Genomic DNA, 16,366 nt, shown 5'->3' with positions numbered 1-16,366 from the left:
CCTTGTCAATGCCTGTCGATGCTTGTCGACGCTTGTCGATGCTTGTCGACGCTCGTCGGCACCTTGTCGAATCCGTCAGCAGTGACCGACTAGATGTCGAGGAAGCGAACGTCCTTGGCATTGCGCTGGATGAAGGACCGCCGCGCCTCGACGTCCTCGCCCATCAGCACCGAGAACAGATCGTCGGCCTGGGCGGCGTCGTCCAGCGTGACCCGGCCGAGCACCCGGTGGTCGATGTCCATCGTGGTGATCCGCAGCTCTTCGGCGTTCATCTCGCCCAGCCCCTTGAAGCGCTGGATCGAGTCCTCCTTGATCCGCTTCCCGTTCTGCTTGCCCAGCTCGACCAGCGCGTCGCGCTCCCGGTCGGAGTAGGCGTACTCGAAGTCGTCCCGGCCCCACTTGATCTTGTAGAGCGGCGGGCGGGAGAGGTAGACGTGCCCGGCCTCGACCAGGGGACGCATGAAGCGGAACAGGAACGTCAGCAGCAGCGTGTTGATGTGCTGCCCGTCGACGTCGGCGTCCGCCATGAGGATGATCTTGTGATAGCGGAGCTTCTCGATGTCGAAGTCCTCGTGCACCCCCGTGCCGAACGCCGAGATCAGCGCCTGCACCTCGGTGTTCTGGAGGATCTTGTCGATCCGCGCCTTCTCGACGTTCAGGATCTTGCCGCGGATCGGCAGGATCGCCTGGTACATCGGGTTACGGCCCGACTTCGCCGAACCGCCGGCGGAGTCACCCTCGACGATGAAGATCTCGCACTTCGACGGGTCGTTCGACTGGCAGTCGCTCAGCTTGCCCGGCAGGGACGCGCTCTCCAGCAGCCCCTTACGACGGGTCAGATCCCGCGCCTTACGGGCCGCGACCCGGGCCGTGGCGGCCTGGATCGACTTGCGGATGATGTCCGCGGCCTCGTTCGGATTGCGGTCGAACCAGTCCGTCAGGTGCTCGTGCACGATCTTCTGGACGAAGGTCTTCGCCTCCGTGTTGCCCAGCTTCGTCTTCGTCTGGCCCTCGAACTGCGGCTCGCCCAGCTTCACCGAGATGATCGCGGTCAGACCCTCGCGGATGTCCTCGCCCGCGAGGTTGTCGTCCTTCTCCCGCAGGAACTTCTTCTCGCGCGCGTAGCGGTTGACCAGCCCGGTCATCGCCGCGCGGAAACCCTCCTCGTGCGTACCGCCCTCATGCGTGTGGATCGTGTTCGCGAACGAGTACACGCCCTCGCTGTACTGCGCGTTCCACTGCATCGCGATCTCGACCGAGAGCAGCCGCTCCTTGTCCTCGGCCTCGATGTCGATGACCGTCGGATGGATCAGCTCGCCCTTGCGCGAGTTGAGGTACTTCACGAAGTCGACGATGCCGCCCTCGTAGTAGTACGTCACCGTACGGGCCGGCGGCTCCTCGTCCTTGCTCTCCACCGCGTCCGTACCCGCGACGTCGGCGCCCACGACGGCCTTCGCCGACTCGCGCTCGTCCGTCAGGGTCAGGGTCAGGCCCTTGTTCAGGAAGGCCATCTCCTGGAAGCGCCGCGACAGCGTCTCGAAGGAGTAGTCCGTCGTCTCGAAGACGTCCGGGTCCGCCCAGAACGTCACCGTCGTACCGGATTCGGACGTCTCCTCGTTACGGGCGAGGGGCGCCGTCGGCACGCCGAGCTTGTAGTCCTGCGTCCAGCGGTAGCCGTCGGTCCTGACCTCGACCGAGACCTTCGTCGAGAGCGCGTTGACGACGGAGACGCCCACGCCGTGCAGACCGCCGGAGACGGCGTACCCGCCGCCGCCGAACTTGCCGCCCGCGTGCAGCACCGTCATGACGACCTCGACGGCCGGCTTGTTCTCGGACGGAACGATGCCCACCGGGATACCACGGCCGTTGTCGATCACCCGGACCCCGCCGTCGGCGAGGATCGTGACGTCGATGGTGTCCGCGTGGCCCGCCATCGCCTCGTCGACGGAGTTGTCGACGACCTCCTGCACGAGGTGGTGGAGCCCGCGCTCACCGGTCGAGCCGATGTACATGCCGGGCCGCTTGCGAACCGCGTCCAGGCCCTCGAGGACGGTGATGGCACTGGCGTCGTACGAGGCGGTCACCTCACCGTTCTCACCGGCAGCGGCGGACGGGATCTTCTCATTGGGGTTGCCGGAATCGGCCACGAAGCGCCCTTTCTGGCACAGCACAGGCCGTTTCTCCGAGCAAGCGGGGTCGGCTGCGTCGTTCGGCTTGTGTCAGCATCTGTTGACGGTTCCCCGCAAGCACGCGGGATTTTCCATCAGTCTACCGGTAGCGCCGACCCGAATGGGGGTTTGCCGGTACCTGAGTCCGCATGTGCCGCCCTGGATGAGCGGCCTCCGACTCCCCATATTCGGGAAGGGGCTCCAAGAGGCTCACACCGGCATTGAGCGCTTCGACCTGTCAACCTCCGGCTACGGTGAGGGACACCTCAATCCCCCCAGGCGCTCTCCCAGGTCACAGCGCCATCAGCGCGGGACGGAACGGGACGAGCCGTCCCGTGAGAAGGACGGCTCGCGAGGCCCTCCCGCGGTCACCCGCGCAGCGCGGAGGAACGTCGGGGGAACGGAGAAACGGACCGGGGGCGGCGGCCGCGGACGGCGCAGCGGGCCGCACGGCCGGAGGGCGCACGCGGGCCGCCGCGCGGGACATGCCCGGTCCTACGCGGGCACGTACCCCGGCGGCTGCGGCAACGGGACCGGTCCTGCACGGGCACCTGCCCGGGTGGCCGCGGGAACGGGCCCGCGCGTACCCGGGCACCTGCCTGGCCGGGGCGCCGCGGAAACGGGCCCGGACGTACGCGGGCACCTACCGGGGCGACTGCGGCAGCGGGCCCTTGCTTACGCGGCCACCGGCCCGGGATGTCAGCGGCAACAGGCCCGGGCGGCGCGGGCCCGAGCGTACGCGGCCACCGGCACGGGGCCGTCAGGGGCAACGGGCTCAGGCGCCTGAGCCCGGGCTCACGCGGCCACCGGCCCGGCCCGGGGCGTCAACGTCAACGTCAACGTCAACGGAGCCGGGTGCATGGCTCCGGGTTCACGCGCAGGCCCGGCTCAACCGTGCGGGCCCGGCCTCGGGCTCAGCCGCGCGGCTCGGGCTCAGCCGTACGTGTCCCCGGGTCCCGAGCTCCCCGGTGCCCGGAGCGGTCCGTACCGCTGCGCCGGGCCGCCCGGCCCCAGCACCTTGATCATCCGCACCGTGCCGTGCCCCAGGTCCTCGTTCAGCCGGGCCACCAGGCGCGGCGCCAGCAGCCGCAGCTGCGTCGCCCACACCGTCGAGTCGCACTGCACGGTCAGCACCCGCGCGTCCTCCGCGTCGTCGTACCGCTGCGGCACACAGTGCTTCGCCAGGTCCTCGCCGACGATCTGCGGCCAGCGGCCCATCACCCCGCCCACGGCGGCCGGCGTCTCCCAGCCCCGCTCCGTGATCAGCCGGTTGATCGCCGCGCCCAGCGGCAGTGGATCGCGCCCGTCGGCCCGGGCCCCCGACCGCAGCCCGCCGCCCCGCCTCGCCTGCTTCCGCTGCTGTACGGCGGTGCCCCGGGCGCGGGCCTGCTCCTTCGCCGCCCGCAGCGCGACCCGCGCCAGATCCACCCCGGACGCCTCCGGCACGGACGCCGACGCAGAAGACGACGCCGCCGACGGACCCGCTCCGGACCAGCCCTCGGACCCAGGTGTTCCCGGGATCCCCGGCATTCCAGGCATTCCAGGCAGACTCATACGCGCTCCACCGCACCCTCGGCCACCGCGAACCGCGCCCCGGCCAGCACACCCGGCACATCGTCGTCCACCGCGGCCGTCACCAGTACCTGCTCCCCCGGAGCCACCAGCTCCGCCAGCCGCTCCCGGCGCCGCGCGTCCAGCTCGGCGAAGACGTCGTCCAGCACCAGCACCGGTTCGTTCCCCTCGGCCCGCAGCAGGTCGTACGAGGCCAGCCGCAGCGCCAGGGCGTACGACCAGGACTCGCCGTGGCTCGCGTACCCCTTCGCCGGGAGCCGGCCCAGCTTCAGCACCAGATCGTCCCGGTGCGGCCCGACCAGCGTCACGCCCCGCTCGATCTCCTGCTTGCGCACCCCCGCCAGCGCCGCCAGCAGATGCGCGTACAGCTCGTCGCGCGAGGACCCGGCGCCCGGCTCACCCGGACCGCCCGTGGCCGGCTCGCCCGGACCGTCGGCCTCGTCACCGCCCGGGCCGCCGGCGGAGGAACGGTACTCCAGCGCCACCGGACCGCCGCCCGGTGCCAGCTGCTCGTACGCCTTGTCCGCCAACGGCTGCAGCGTCCCGATCAGATCGACCCGCTGCGCCAGCAGCTCCGCCCCGGCGCGCGCCAGATGCTGGTCCCACACGTCCAGCGTGGACAGGTCCATGCCACGACCGCCGTGCCGCCGGGCCATCGCCGCGGACTTCAGGAGCGTGTTCCGCTGACGGAGCACCCGGTCGTAGTCCGACCGCACCCCCGCCATCCGCGGCGAGCGCGCGGTGATCAGCTCGTCCAGGAACCGGCGGCGCTCGCCCGGATCGCCCTTCACCAGCGCCAGATCCTCCGGCGCGAACAGCACCGTCCGTACGATCCCGACCACATCACGCGGCTTGACCTGCGACGACCGGTTGATACGGGCCCGATTGGCGCGGCCCGGGTTCAGCTCCAGCTCCACGAGCTGCGAGCGCGCGCCCTGCGTGACCGCCGCCCGGATCACCGCGCGCTCGGCGCCCATCCGGACCAGCGGCGCGTCCGACGACACCCGGTGGCTGCCGAGCGTCGCCAGATAGCCGACCGCCTCGACCAGATTCGTCTTGCCCTGCCCGTTCGCCCCCACGAACGCGGTGACGCCCGGGTCGAGGGGCACCTCGACCCGGGCGTACGACCGGAAATCGGCCAGCGACAGATGCGTCACGTGCATGGCTGTGCGCGGACCTCCCCGGATGTCACTTACTTGTCGTCGGCCGACTCGACGGCATGGCCGCCGAACTGGTTGCGCAGCGCCGCGACCATCTTCATCTGCGGCGAGTCCTCCTGGCGCGACGCGAACCGCGCGAACAGGGACGCGGTGATCGCGGGCAGCGGCACCGCGTGGTTGATGGCCGCCTCGACCGTCCACCGGCCCTCGCCCGAGTCCTCCGCGTACCCACGCAGTTGGTCCAGGTGCTCGTCCTGGTCCAGCGCGTTGACCGCCAGGTCCAGCAGCCAGGAGCGGATGACCGTGCCCTCCTGCCAGGAGCGGAAGACCTCACGGACATCGGTGACGGAGTCGACCTTCTCCAGCAGCTCCCAGCCCTCGGCGTACGCCTGCATCATGGCGTACTCGATGCCGTTGTGGACCATCTTGGCGAAGTGGCCCGCGCCGACCTTGCCGGCGTGGACGGAGCCGAAGTTCCCCTCGGGCTTGAGCGCGTCGAAGATCGGCTCGACCTTCGCCACGTGCTCCGCGTCGCCGCCGTACATCAGCGCGTACCCGTTGTCGAGGCCCCAGACGCCGCCGGAGACACCGCAGTCGAGGAAGCCGATGCCCTTGATGCCCAGCTCGACCGCGTGCTTCTCGTCGTCGGTCCAGCGGGAGTTCCCGCCGTCCACCACGACATCCCCGGGGGACAGCAGCTCGGCCAGCTCGTCGATGGTCGCCTGGGTCGCGCCGCCCGCGGGGACCATCACCCACACGACGCGGGGGCCCTTGAGCTTGTCCACCAGTTCGTTCAGGCTGTGGACGTCCGCGAGGTCCGGATTGCGGTCGTATCCGATGACGGTGTGGCCGGCGCGGCGGATGCGCTCGCGCATGTTGCCGCCCATCTTGCCGAGACCCACAAGACCGAGCTCCATCAGGCGTTCCTTAAGCGTTGAGGCGATTCGTACCCGGGTCCGAGCCTACGCCCGGACCCGAGCACTCACCTGTGGGGTCAGCCGCTCAGGCGTACCGGCATGATCAGGTACTTGTACGCCTCGTCCGCCTCCGCGTCGACGGCCGGGCGGCCGCTGAGCAGCGCCGGCTTCGTGGACGTGGTGAAGGAGAGCTGGGCCACCGGGGAGTCGATCGCGCTCAGACCGTCCAGCAGGAAGGTCGGGTTGAAGGCGATCGAGATGTCGTCGCCCTCCAACTGCGCGTCGACGCGCTCCACAGCCTGTGCGTCGTCGCTGGAACCGGCCTCCAGGATGAGCACACCCTGCTCGAAGCTGAGCCGTACGGGGGTGTTCCGCTCGGCGACCAGGGCCACACGCTTGACGGCCTCGACGAACGGGGCGGTCTCGATCACCGCGACCGAGTTGAACTCGGTGGGGAAGAGCGTGCGGTACTTCGGCAGGTCGCCTTCGAGCAGCCGGGTCGTCGTACGCCGTCCCGCGCCCTCGAAACCGATCAGGCCCTCGCCCGCGCCGGACCCGGAGAGCGCCAGCGTGACCGTGTCGCCGTTCGTGAGCGCCTTGGCGGTGTCCAGCAGCGTCTTGGCGGGCACCAGGGCGACGGCGGAGATGTCGGGTGACTCGGGCTTCCACAGGAACTCACGGACCGCGAAGCGGTAGCGGTCGGTCGAGGCCAGGGTGACCGTGTCGCCCTCGATCTCGATCCGTACGCCGGTGAGCACGGGCAGCGTGTCGTCGCGGCCCGCGGCGATGGCGACCTGGGAGGCGGCGGAGGCGAAGACCTCACCGGGGACGGTGCCGGTGGCCGTCGGCATCTGCGGCAGCGCCGGGTACTCCTCCACAGGGAGTGTGTGGAGCGTGAACCGGGAGGAGCCGCAGACGACGGTCGCCCGTACACCGTCTGTGGAGATCTCCACCGGACGGTTGGGGAGGGCGCGGCAGATGTCGGCGAGCAGCCGGCCGGAGACGAGGACGGTGCCGTCCTCCTCCACCTCCGCGTCCACCGAGACCCGCGCCGACACCTCGTAGTCGAAGCTGGAGAAGCTGAGAGCACCGTCCTCGGCCTTCAGCAGTAGGCCCGCGAGCACCGGTGCCGGCGGACGGGCCGGAAGGCTACGGGCCACCCAGGCCACCGCCTCCGCGAGTACATCGCGCTCCACCCGGATCTTCACCGGAACCGCCTCCTGCTGTTGCTGGCTCGCCCTGCTGGCCTTCGTCGTCGGCTGTGACGCCGGGGACCAGTCTGACGTACGGCACCGACAGTCGGTGCTGTCGCGGGTCAAGTCGGGGCGAGACGTTCCGGGCCGCCGACCGCGAAGTTGTGCACAGGCCCTGCTTCGAAACGGACTCCTAGCTAACTCTCAGGGGTAGTAGTAGTAGGCCCTGTGGAAACCGTGGATAACGCCATATGCGCAGGTCAAGCCCGTTTTTTTATCCACCGGGCTTGTGGGCGGGACCGTGGAGAACTCGGCTCTTCTGTGGATGGCGGAAAGTTCTGCACACCCCATGCACAGGACACCGTGACTTCTCCCCAGCCGCGTCCCCAGCTTTACCCATGTTCCCCACAGCCCAACCGACCTCCTTGGTGTGACGCCTTTCACTCGACTCAGCGATCCCGGGTGTTTCGTTGCCGAACAGTGGACAGGGCTGTGGAGAAGCTGTGGGCGACGGCGGCCTGCCTGTGGGTCGCCGGTGGACAAGATCCGGGACACCCTGTGGACGAATTTTCCGTCCACAGCCTGTGGAGCGGCGTCAACCACAAATCCACACCCCTCTGAGCTGGAGCGATGTTCGGTCGGCCAGTTCCCCTGTGGACACGATCGGGACAACTCCCCGGTCCCCAGGCTGTGGACGGAAGATTCTGCCCGAATCTGTGGAGAAGGCGCCCGCGCCGCCGTGGATTCGAACAGCGAGGGCGGTCGGCGACACGCCGCGGAGGACGTCGCGCGCCCCCGGGGACGGCGCCGCGGGCCTTTCGAGACCGGTCCCGGGGCCTCCGGGACCGGTCTCAGGGGCTCCCCGGGACGGCTCTTCGTGACCTCCGAAGCGGCTCCTCGTGATCTCCGGGACGGCACCTTGAGACTCCAGGAGCGCGAAAAGGCGCCCGGGAACCGTTGCGGACGGGATACCCGGGCGCCCTCGTGAGCGCTGTCAGCCGTTCTTGATGCGGTTGGTGAGTTCGGTCACCTGGTTGTAGATGGAGCGGCGCTCGGCCATCAGCGCACGGATCTTCCGGTCCGCGTGCATGACGGTCGTGTGATCGCGCCCGCCGAACTGCGCGCCGATCTTCGGCAGCGAGAGATCGGTCAGCTCCCGGCAGAGGTACATCGCGATCTGGCGCGCCGTCACGAGCACCCGGCTCCGCGAGGAGCCGCAGAGGTCGTCCACCGTCAGCCCGAAGTAGTCGGCGGTCGCCGCCATGATGTTGGCCGCGGTGATCTCCGGGGCCGCGTCCTCGCTCCCGGGGATGAGGTCCTTCAGCACGATCTCGGTGAGCCCGAGGTCCACCGGCTGCCGGTTGAGCGAGGCGAACGCCGTGACCCGGATGAGGGCGCCCTCCAGCTCGCGGATGTTGCGCGAGATCCGCGAGGCGATGAACTCCAGCACCTCCGGCGGCGCGTTGAGCTGCTCCTGGACCGCCTTCTTGCGCAGGATCGCGATACGGGTCTCCAGCTCGGGCGGCTGGACGTCCGTGGTCAGTCCCCACTCGAAGCGGTTGCGCAGCCGGTCCTCCAGGGTGATCAGCTGCTTGGGCGGCCGGTCCGAGGAGAGCACGATCTGTTTGTTGGCGTTGTGGAGCGTGTTGAACGTGTGGAAGAACTCCTCCTGCGTCGACTCCTTGGACGCCAGGAACTGGATGTCGTCGACGAGGAGGATGTCGACATCGCGGTAGCGCTTGCGGAAGGTGTCGCCCTTGCCGTCCCGGATCGAGTTGATGAACTCGTTGGTGAACTCCTCGGAGCTGACGTACCGCACCCGCGTACCGGGGTAGAGGCTGCGCGCGTAGTGCCCGATGGCGTGGAGCAGGTGGGTCTTGCCGAGCCCGGACTCGCCGTAGATGAAGAGCGGGTTGTACGCCTTGGCCGGTGCCTCGGCGACGGCGACCGCCGCCGCGTGCGCGAAACGGTTGGACGCGCCGATGACGAAGGTGTCGAAGAGGTACTTGGGGTTGAGCCGGGCCTGCGGCTCACCGGGGCCCGGCGCCGGGGCGGGCTGGGCGCCCAGCGGTCCCGGCGCCCCGCCGCGCGCGCGGCCGACGCTCTGGCCGCCGCCGTGTCGGGGCGCCGGCGGCTCCTGGAGGTCGTGCCGGGCGTGCTGGTCGTGCCGGGCGTGCTGGTCGGTGGAGCGCTCGTACGGAGACCGGTCGGGGCCCTGCGGCCCCCGGTAGTCGTGCTGCGGGGGCCGGGTGGTGGCGTACGGGTCCCTTTCCTGGTAGCCGCCGGGGCGGTGCTGCCAGGAAAGGTCCTCCTGGGTGCGCGGCCAGGCACCGGGGTCGGGGCGCTGCTGCTGGTAGTCCGGGTAGGCGGGGCGCACGGACGGCATGCCGTCGTCGGAGGGGCGGTGCCCGTAGCCGTCGTACGCGTCGTCCTGCCGCGGTTCGTCGTGAAGGGGGCCCTGGTAGCGGTGCTGCTGGGGCACGGGCGGGGCCGGCGGGGTGGGCTCGCCGGCCGAGTCGTCGACGGTGATGGCGATCCGGATGGGCCGGCCGCACTCGTGGCTCAGCGTCTCGCTGATGAGGGGGGCCAGACGTCCTTCGAGAACGCGCTTGCCCCATTCGTTGGGGACGGCGAGCAGCGCGGTGTCGGCGACCAGGGCCAGCGGCTGGCAGCGTTCGATCCACTGCTTGTCCTTGGGCTCCACGCCCTGCTGGCCCTCCCTGAGGAGTTGCTCCAGCACTCGTGGCCACACTGCGGCAAGATCGGCAGGTACATCAGCCACAAGGCACGCTCTCTCGCTGGTCCCACGGATGTGTGCTTCCCGGGACGGGGTGGGAAGGCCGGCGGTCAGGGAAAGCCGGGGTGAAGACCGACCGGCATACAGGGGCGGCCTCCGCCAAGGTAGTCAGGCTGACCCGCGCGGTTCAAGTTGTTGTCCACAGCCTGTGCACAATGGGGACCGGCACGGAGCTGGTTTGACCGGATGGCGTAGCCGCGCGTACCGTGACCAGGTCGAGTTGTCGATGGCTGCTGCCGCCTGCCTCCGATGGGCAAAGATCACGATCTGTGGTTGTGAAGCGGTGCACTCGGGCGTGATCGCGAGCTTCTCAAGCTTCTCGTGGGCGCACGGTGACAGCCAGGCGATGTCCCGTCGTCCACACATCATTTTCTGGAGCCTCGAGTGAGCAAGCGCACCTTCCAGCCGAACAACCGCCGTCGCGCCAAGACCCACGGGTTCCGGCTGCGGATGCGTACCCGTGCCGGCCGCGCGATTCTCGCGACGCGTCGCAGCAAGGGTCGCGCCCGTCTGTCCGCCTGATCGCTGACAAACAGGTCATGACGTGCTGCCTACCGAGAATCGGCTGAGGCGGCGCGAGGACTTCGCGACCGCGGTACGGCGAGGACGCCGGGCTGGACGCCCACTCCTTGTCGTCCATCTGAACAGCGGTGCAACGGACCCGCACGCGCCTGGGGAGAGCGCCTCCCCGGTACGTGCGGGTTTCGTCGTAAGCAAATCAGTGGGCGGCGCGGTCGTACGGAACCGCGTGAAGCGGCGCCTGCGCCATCTCATACGCGACCGCTTGTCCGCGCTGCCCCCCGGTAGCCTGGTTGTCGTACGGGCGCTGCCCGGGTCGGGCGACGCCGATCATGCACTACTGGCCCGAGACCTGGACGCCGCCCTCCGGCGGCTGCTGGGAGGGGGCGCGCGATGAAGTACCCGCTGCTGGCTCTGATCAAGCTGTACCAGTGGACGATCAGCCCGCTCCTCGGGCCTGTCTGCCGGTACTACCCGTCGTGTTCGCACTACGGATATACGGCCATCGACCGGCATGGCGCGGTGAAGGGCACGGCTCTGACCGCTTGGCGGATTCTGCGGTGCAACCCGTGGTCGCCGGGAGGTGTGGACCATGTCCCGCCGCGCAAACGGCCTCGATGGCATGAACTGCTGCGCAATGCGTGGCGCGGCGGTAAGGGCGGGCGGCCCGCCGCTGGCGTGCCTTCCGGGGGATCGGCCCCCGACGCCTCCAGTCCGGCCGCAGAGACCTCGCCCAAAGCTCAAGGAGCCTGATTAGTGGACACGATTGCCAGTTTCTTCAGTTTTATCACCACACCTGTTTCCTGGGTCATCGTCCAGTTCCACTCGCTGTACGGGATGATGTTCGGCCCCGACACGGGCTGGGCCTGGGGACTGTCCATCGTGTCCCTGGTGGTACTGATCCGTATCTGTCTGATCCCGCTCTTCGTGAAGCAGATCAAGTCGACGCGGAACATGCAGGTGCTCCAGCCCAAGATGAAGGCGATCCAGGAGCGCTACAAGAACGACAAACAGCGTCAGTCCGAAGAGATGATGAAGCTGTACAAGGAGACGGGTACCAACCCGCTCTCCTCGTGTCTTCCCATCCTGGCGCAGTCCCCGTTCTTCTTCGCGCTGTACCACGTGCTCTCCAGCATCGCGAGCGGCAAGACCATCGGCGTGATCGATCAGGGGCTGCTGGACAGCGCGCGGCAGGCGCACATCTTCGGCGCCCCGCTGGCCGCCAAGTTCCTGGACAGCAGTGAGAAGGTCGCGTCGCTCAACGCCTCGCTGACCGATGTGCGGATCGTCACCGCGATCATGATCATCCTGATGTCGGCGTCGCAGTTCTACACGCAGCGCCAGCTCATGACGAAGAACGTCGACCTGACGGTCAAGACGCCGTACATGCAGCAGCAGAAGATGCTGATGTACATCTTCCCCGTGATCTTCGCCGTCACCGGTGTGAACTTCCCGGTCGGTGTGCTCGTCTACTGGCTGACCACCAACGTGTGGACCATGGGCCAGCAGATGTACGTGATCAACCAGAACCCGACCCCGGGCAGCAAGGCGCAGGACCAGTACCTGCAGCGTCTGCTGAAGGCCATCACCACGCGCGGCGAGGTGCGGTCCCGCCGCAAGCGTTCCGTCGTGCAGGCGATCGTGGCCAAGGGCCCGGACCGCAACGACAACGAGCGCAAGTTCGTCGTGGGCCTGGCCAAGTCGGGTCTGGCGGCGCAGCCCGACGGCACGGTGATCAAGAGCGACACCGCCGCCGCCGAGGCCGAGGCGAGTGCGTCCGCCAAGCGTCAGCAGCCCAAGCGTCAGACCAAGGCACAGCGGCAGGCCGGCGGCGCCCAGACGGCCGGGGCGGACAAGCCGGCGCCGGGTGACTCCGAGCCGGCAGCCCCGCAGGCGAAGACCTCGTTGGAGAAGAAGGACGAGCCGCAGGACACCACGTCCAAGCCGTCGGGCAAGCCCGCCGCCGGTGCCACACGCCAGAAGGCCAAGTCGGGACAGCGCAAGGGCCAGCAGCGGCCCAAGCACCCGTCCAAGAAGTAAGAAGGAGTCCATCCGTGACGGAAGGCACCATCTCCGCCGCTCCTGAGGGGGGCGACACCCTGACCCGCCTGGAGCAGGAAGGGGAGATCGCGGCCGACTACCTTGAGGGCCTGCTCGACATCGCCGATCTCGACGGCGACATCGACATGGACGTCGAGGCAGACCGGGCCGCGGTCTCGATCATCAGCGACGCGGCCGGCGGGGATCTCCAGAAGCTGGTCGGGCGGGACGGTGAGGTCCTGGAGGCGCTCCAGGAGCTGACGCGGCTCGCTGTTCACCGGGAGACCGGGGACCGCAGTCGGCTCATGCTGGACATCGGGGGTTTCCGGGCCAGGAAGCGCACCGAGCTGGCCGAGCTCGGCGCCAAGGCGGCGGACGAGGTGAAGAGCACCGGTGAGCCGGTGAAGCTGAACCCGATGACGCCGTTCGAGCGGAAGGTCGTGCACGACGCGGTCGCCGCCGCGGGTCTGCGCAGCGAGTCCGAGGGCGAGGAGCCCGAGCGCTTCGTCGTGGTGCTCCCTGCCTGAGCGGTTCAACTTCTTCGGCCCCGCCTGTCGCGCAGGCGGGGCCGATCTTTGTCAGCCTGATAGTCAGCCACCGGTCGGTGGTTCGGTATGGAAGGACGGTTCCCGTGACGGAGGCAGCAGAGCTTCCCCCCGCACCGGACGAGGCGCGCACTGTTTTCGGTGAGTTCTTTCCGGAGGCTGTCCGCTACGCGGAGCTGCTGGCGGACGCGGGTGTCAAGCGCGGTCTGATCGGTCCCCGCGAGGTGCCGCGCCTGTGGGAGCGGCACATGTTGAACTGCGCGGTGCTCTCCGAGGTCGTGCCCGAGGGGGTGATGGTCTGCGACGTCGGCTCGGGCGCGGGGCTTCCCGGGATCCCGCTGGCACTGGTCCGGCCGGACCTGAAGATCACGCTGCTGGAGCCGCTGCTGCGCCGGACGAACTTCCTCCAGGAAGTGGTCGAGCTGCTGGGCCTGGATCATGTGACGGTGGTACGCGGCAGGGCCGAGGAGGTCCTCGGCACGCTTCAGCCGGTCCATGTGGTGACGGCGCGGGCGGTGGCGCCGCTGGACCGGCTGGCGGGCTGGGGAGTGCCGCTGCTGCGTCCCTACGGCGAGATGCTGGCCCTGAAGGGCGACACGGCCGAGGAAGAGATCAACGGGGCCCGGGCGGCGCTGAGCAAGCTCGGCGTGGTGGAGGCCTCGGTGCTCCAGGTCGGACAGGGCATCGTCGATCCGCTCGCCACAGTGGTGCGGGTGGAGGTCGGGGAGAGCCCCGGAGGGGTGAGATTCGCGGCGAAGCGGGCCAAGGCCGCGAGGGCCGGCCGTGCGCGCCGCCGCCGTTGAGCCGTACAGTCCTCACTGGCTATCAGTGATGGTCCATACAAGCTGCCATACCTAGCAATGCGGAGTGTCGTGATGGTCTAGCTCTGCGGCGCGTGCATCGTGTTTCACGTGAAACGTCGTTCACTGCTGCAGGGCATCATCACCCGAGGCCGCGCGTCCGCCACACCGCGCGGCCGAAAACCCCTCGTACGGGGGGCGGGGTTGTCCACAGACGCGGATTCATCCACAGATCCACGGGCCTCGCTGGTTCACGACCCCGAAAGCATGGCAGGCTCTGTCCATTGCGAGTCTGAAGTCGAGGAGAGTGAATCCTTGCGGTCCGACGCCAACATCGCGGGACCGATGGCCGATCCGGTCCCCGGTCCCCGTACCGAGTCGCCGGGGGAGGATGTTTCACGTGAAACACCGCCCCCGATGGACGACACCCCCATCGGCCGTGCTGCCCAACTGGCGGTGGAGGCACTGGGCCGGGCCGGCGAGGGTCTGCCCCGCCCCGAGCAGACACGCGTCATCGTCGTCGCCAATCAGAAGGGCGGCGTGGGTAAGACCACCACCACGGTCAACCTCGCCGCGTCGCTCGCGCTCCACGGTGCGCGGGTGCTGGTGGTCGACCTCGATCCGCAGGGCAACGCCTCCACGGCGCTGGGGATCGACCATCATGCCGAAGTTCCCTCGATCTATGACGTCCTGGTGGAGAGTAAGCCGCTCTCCGATGTGGTCCAGCCGGTCCCGGACGTCGAAGGTCTCTTCTGTGCCCCGGCCACCATCGATCTCGCCGGTGCGGAGATCGAATTGGTGTCGCTGGTGGCACGGGAGAGCCGACTGCAACGGGCGATCGAAGCGTATGAGCAGCCGCTGGACTACATCCTCATCGACTGCCCGCCCTCGCTCGGCCTGCTGACCGTCAATGCGATGGTCGCGGGAGCAGAGGTCCTGATCCCCATTCAGTGCGAGTACTACGCGTTGGAAGGGCTGGGCCAGTTGCTGCGGAACGTCGATCTGGTGCGGGGGCATCTCAACCCGACGCTGCATGTCTCGACGATCCTGCTCACCATGTACGACGGCCGGACGCGTCTTGCCTCGCAGGTGGCGGACGAGGTCCGCAGCCACTTCGGCAACGAGGTGCTGCGGACGAGCATTCCCCGGTCCGTCCGTATCTCGGAGGCACCGAGCTATGGCCAGACGGTGCTGACTTATGATCCGGGTTCCAGTGGATCCCTCTCGTATCTCGAAGCCGCCCGTGAGATCGCCCTGCGGGGGGTGGGGGTGCACTATGACGCCCAGCAGGCCCATGTGGGTATCCAGAACAGCCAGCAGAGCATGTCGGAGGGGATCCAGTGAGCGAGCGACGTAGAGGATTGGGGCGTGGGCTCGGTGCACTGATCCCTGCCGCTCCGCAGGAGCAGCAGGTGGCCGCCTCCGGGGCGACCACCGTCTCTCCGGGCACTGCCCCGGTGCTGACGGCGGATCGAGGCGTGGCCGCCGCGAAGGTGACCTCGCTGCCGACGGCCACCGTCTCCCCGGAGTCGGAGGCTGTCGCACCGGAGCCGGAGGCAGCGCCCGCACTCGCGGTGGCGGGGGCCCACTTCGCCGAAGTACCGATCGACTCGATCACGCCGAATCCCCGGCAGCCCCGTGAGGTGTTCGACGAGGACGCACTCGCCGAGCTGATCACTTCCATCAAGGAAGTGGGGCTCCTCCAGCCCGTCGTCGTACGGCAGGTGGGGGCGGAGCGCTACGAGCTCATCATGGGTGAGCGGCGTTGGCGGGCCTGCCGGGAAGCCGGCCTGGAGCGCATCCCGGCGATCGTCCGCGCCACGGACGACGACAAGCTGCTGTTGGACGCTCTGCTGGAGAACCTGCACCGGGCCCAGCTGAACCCGCTGGAAGAGGCCATGGCCTACGACCAGTTGCTCAAGGATTTCAACTGCACACATGACCAGCTCGCAGACCGGATCGGGCGCTCACGTCCGCAGGTGTCCAACACCCTGAGGCTGCTGCGTCTCTCCCCTCCGGTGCAGCGCAGGGTCGCGGCGGGAGTGCTGTCCGCAGGGCACGCCAGGGCGCTGCTGTCGGTGGACGACTCCGAGGAGCAGGACCGGCTTGCGCACCGCATCGTGGCCGAGGGCCTCTCCGTACGGGCCGTCGAGGAGATCGTGACCCTGATGGGGTCGCGTCCTCAGAGCACCGCCAAGTCCAAGGGGCCGAGGGCCGGAGCCCGGCTGTCGCCGGCGCTGACCGATCTGGCGTCGCGGCTCTCCGACCGCTTCGAGACCCGGGTGAAGGTCGACCTGGGACAGAAGAAGGGGAAGATCGTCGTCGAGTTCGCCTCGATAGACGATCTGGACCGGATCCTCGGCACCCTCGCCCCCGGTGAGGGGCGCGTCCTGGACCAGGGACTCACCGAGGACGCAGGGGACGAAGAGGAGAGCTGAGGCTCCACCGCACTCTTGGGGCGGGCCGTGTTCCCTGCTGACGGGAACACGGCCCGCCCTTTGCGATCCCGCGGTGTCCCGGGCATCTCTGGGTGGATACGATGCGTTCTGGTAGGGCGCATCCACCTTGATCCACCTCAGAGGGAGAGCGAGGGCCATGCGATCGGTGAGCCGCGGCCAACTGGTGTCGGCCGGACTGGGACTCGGCGTGCTCGGT

14 protein-coding genes are annotated in these 16,366 nt (G+C 68.9%); 8 read left to right on the top strand and 6 right to left on the bottom strand.

Going from position 1 to position 16,366, the window contains the following annotated elements; genetic code table 11:
* Window positions 1-89: 89 nt before the first annotated feature.
* The 6 genes from gyrB to dnaA form a co-directional block, all read right to left on the bottom strand.
* Window positions 90-2,171 (bottom strand): DNA topoisomerase (ATP-hydrolyzing) subunit B, encoded by a 2,082-nt coding sequence (gene gyrB, locus ACFXKG_RS05770; protein ID WP_384832944.1) that lies wholly within the window; start codon window positions 2,169-2,171, stop codon window positions 90-92.
* A 930-nt stretch (window positions 2,172-3,101) separates the two neighbouring features.
* Window positions 3,102-3,722 (bottom strand): DUF721 domain-containing protein, encoded by a 621-nt coding sequence (locus ACFXKG_RS05765; protein ID WP_384832941.1) that lies wholly within the window; start codon window positions 3,720-3,722, stop codon window positions 3,102-3,104.
* Window positions 3,719-4,903, bottom strand: a complete 1,185-nt coding sequence (gene recF / locus ACFXKG_RS05760) for a DNA replication/repair protein RecF (protein ID WP_384832938.1) — start codon at window positions 4,901-4,903, stop codon at window positions 3,719-3,721. Before recF ends, ACFXKG_RS05765 begins: the two co-directional genes overlap by 4 nt.
* 29 nt (window positions 4,904-4,932) lie before the next feature.
* Window positions 4,933-5,817: a phosphogluconate dehydrogenase (NAD(+)-dependent, decarboxylating) gene (gene gnd, locus ACFXKG_RS05755; protein ID WP_384832935.1), complete on the bottom strand. Its 885-nt coding sequence runs from the start codon at window positions 5,815-5,817 to the stop codon at window positions 4,933-4,935.
* A 77-nt stretch (window positions 5,818-5,894) separates the two neighbouring features.
* Entirely contained in the window at window positions 5,895-7,025 is a 1,131-nt protein-coding gene (gene dnaN / locus ACFXKG_RS05750) for a DNA polymerase III subunit beta (RefSeq protein ID WP_384832932.1), read from the bottom strand.
* A gap of 979 nt (window positions 7,026-8,004) precedes the next feature.
* Window positions 8,005-9,792 (bottom strand): chromosomal replication initiator protein DnaA, encoded by a 1,788-nt coding sequence (gene dnaA, locus ACFXKG_RS05745; protein ID WP_384832929.1) that lies wholly within the window; start codon window positions 9,790-9,792, stop codon window positions 8,005-8,007.
* 399 nt (window positions 9,793-10,191) lie between these two features.
* Between dnaA and rpmH the strand changes: the two genes are divergently transcribed.
* From rpmH to ACFXKG_RS05705, 8 genes are all read left to right on the top strand, one after another.
* Window positions 10,192-10,329, top strand: a complete 138-nt coding sequence (gene rpmH / locus ACFXKG_RS05740; RefSeq protein WP_003975051.1) for a 50S ribosomal protein L34 — start codon at window positions 10,192-10,194, stop codon at window positions 10,327-10,329.
* A 22-nt stretch (window positions 10,330-10,351) separates the two neighbouring features.
* Window positions 10,352-10,723 carry a ribonuclease P protein component gene (gene rnpA, locus ACFXKG_RS05735; RefSeq protein WP_384832925.1) on the top strand — a complete coding sequence of 124 codons (372 nt, stop codon included), beginning with the start codon at window positions 10,352-10,354 and terminating at the stop codon, window positions 10,721-10,723.
* Window positions 10,720-11,079, top strand: a complete 360-nt coding sequence (gene yidD / locus ACFXKG_RS05730; RefSeq protein ID WP_382890307.1) for a membrane protein insertion efficiency factor YidD — start codon at window positions 10,720-10,722, stop codon at window positions 11,077-11,079. The genes rnpA and yidD overlap by 4 nt, the downstream gene beginning before the upstream one ends.
* A gap of 3 nt (window positions 11,080-11,082) precedes the next feature.
* The gene (gene yidC, locus ACFXKG_RS05725; protein WP_384832921.1) at window positions 11,083-12,366 is read left to right on the top strand and encodes a membrane protein insertase YidC; all 1,284 of its coding nucleotides are present in this window, start codon (window positions 11,083-11,085) and stop codon (window positions 12,364-12,366) included.
* Between the two features lie 14 nt (window positions 12,367-12,380).
* The gene (locus ACFXKG_RS05720; RefSeq protein ID WP_384832918.1) at window positions 12,381-12,893 is read left to right on the top strand and encodes a protein jag; all 513 of its coding nucleotides are present in this window, start codon (window positions 12,381-12,383) and stop codon (window positions 12,891-12,893) included.
* Between the two features lie 104 nt (window positions 12,894-12,997).
* Window positions 12,998-13,714 carry a 16S rRNA (guanine(527)-N(7))-methyltransferase RsmG gene (rsmG, locus tag ACFXKG_RS05715; protein WP_382890312.1) on the top strand — a complete coding sequence of 239 codons (717 nt, stop codon included), beginning with the start codon at window positions 12,998-13,000 and terminating at the stop codon, window positions 13,712-13,714.
* 264 nt (window positions 13,715-13,978) lie between these two features.
* A complete protein-coding gene (locus ACFXKG_RS05710; protein WP_365807540.1) occupies window positions 13,979-15,055 on the top strand; it encodes a ParA family protein in 1,077 nt (358 codons plus the stop codon).
* The gene (locus ACFXKG_RS05705) at window positions 15,052-16,149 is read left to right on the top strand and encodes a ParB/RepB/Spo0J family partition protein (protein ID WP_384832914.1); all 1,098 of its coding nucleotides are present in this window, start codon (window positions 15,052-15,054) and stop codon (window positions 16,147-16,149) included. Before ACFXKG_RS05710 ends, ACFXKG_RS05705 begins: the two co-directional genes overlap by 4 nt.
* The last annotated feature ends 217 nt before the right edge of the window (window positions 16,150-16,366 follow it).

Origin of the sequence: Streptomyces sp. NPDC059255, assembly GCF_042752355.1 — a bacterium.
Lineage (GTDB): Bacteria > Actinomycetota > Actinomycetes > Streptomycetales > Streptomycetaceae > Streptomyces.
This window is presented reverse-complemented; position numbering and strand designations above follow the sequence as displayed.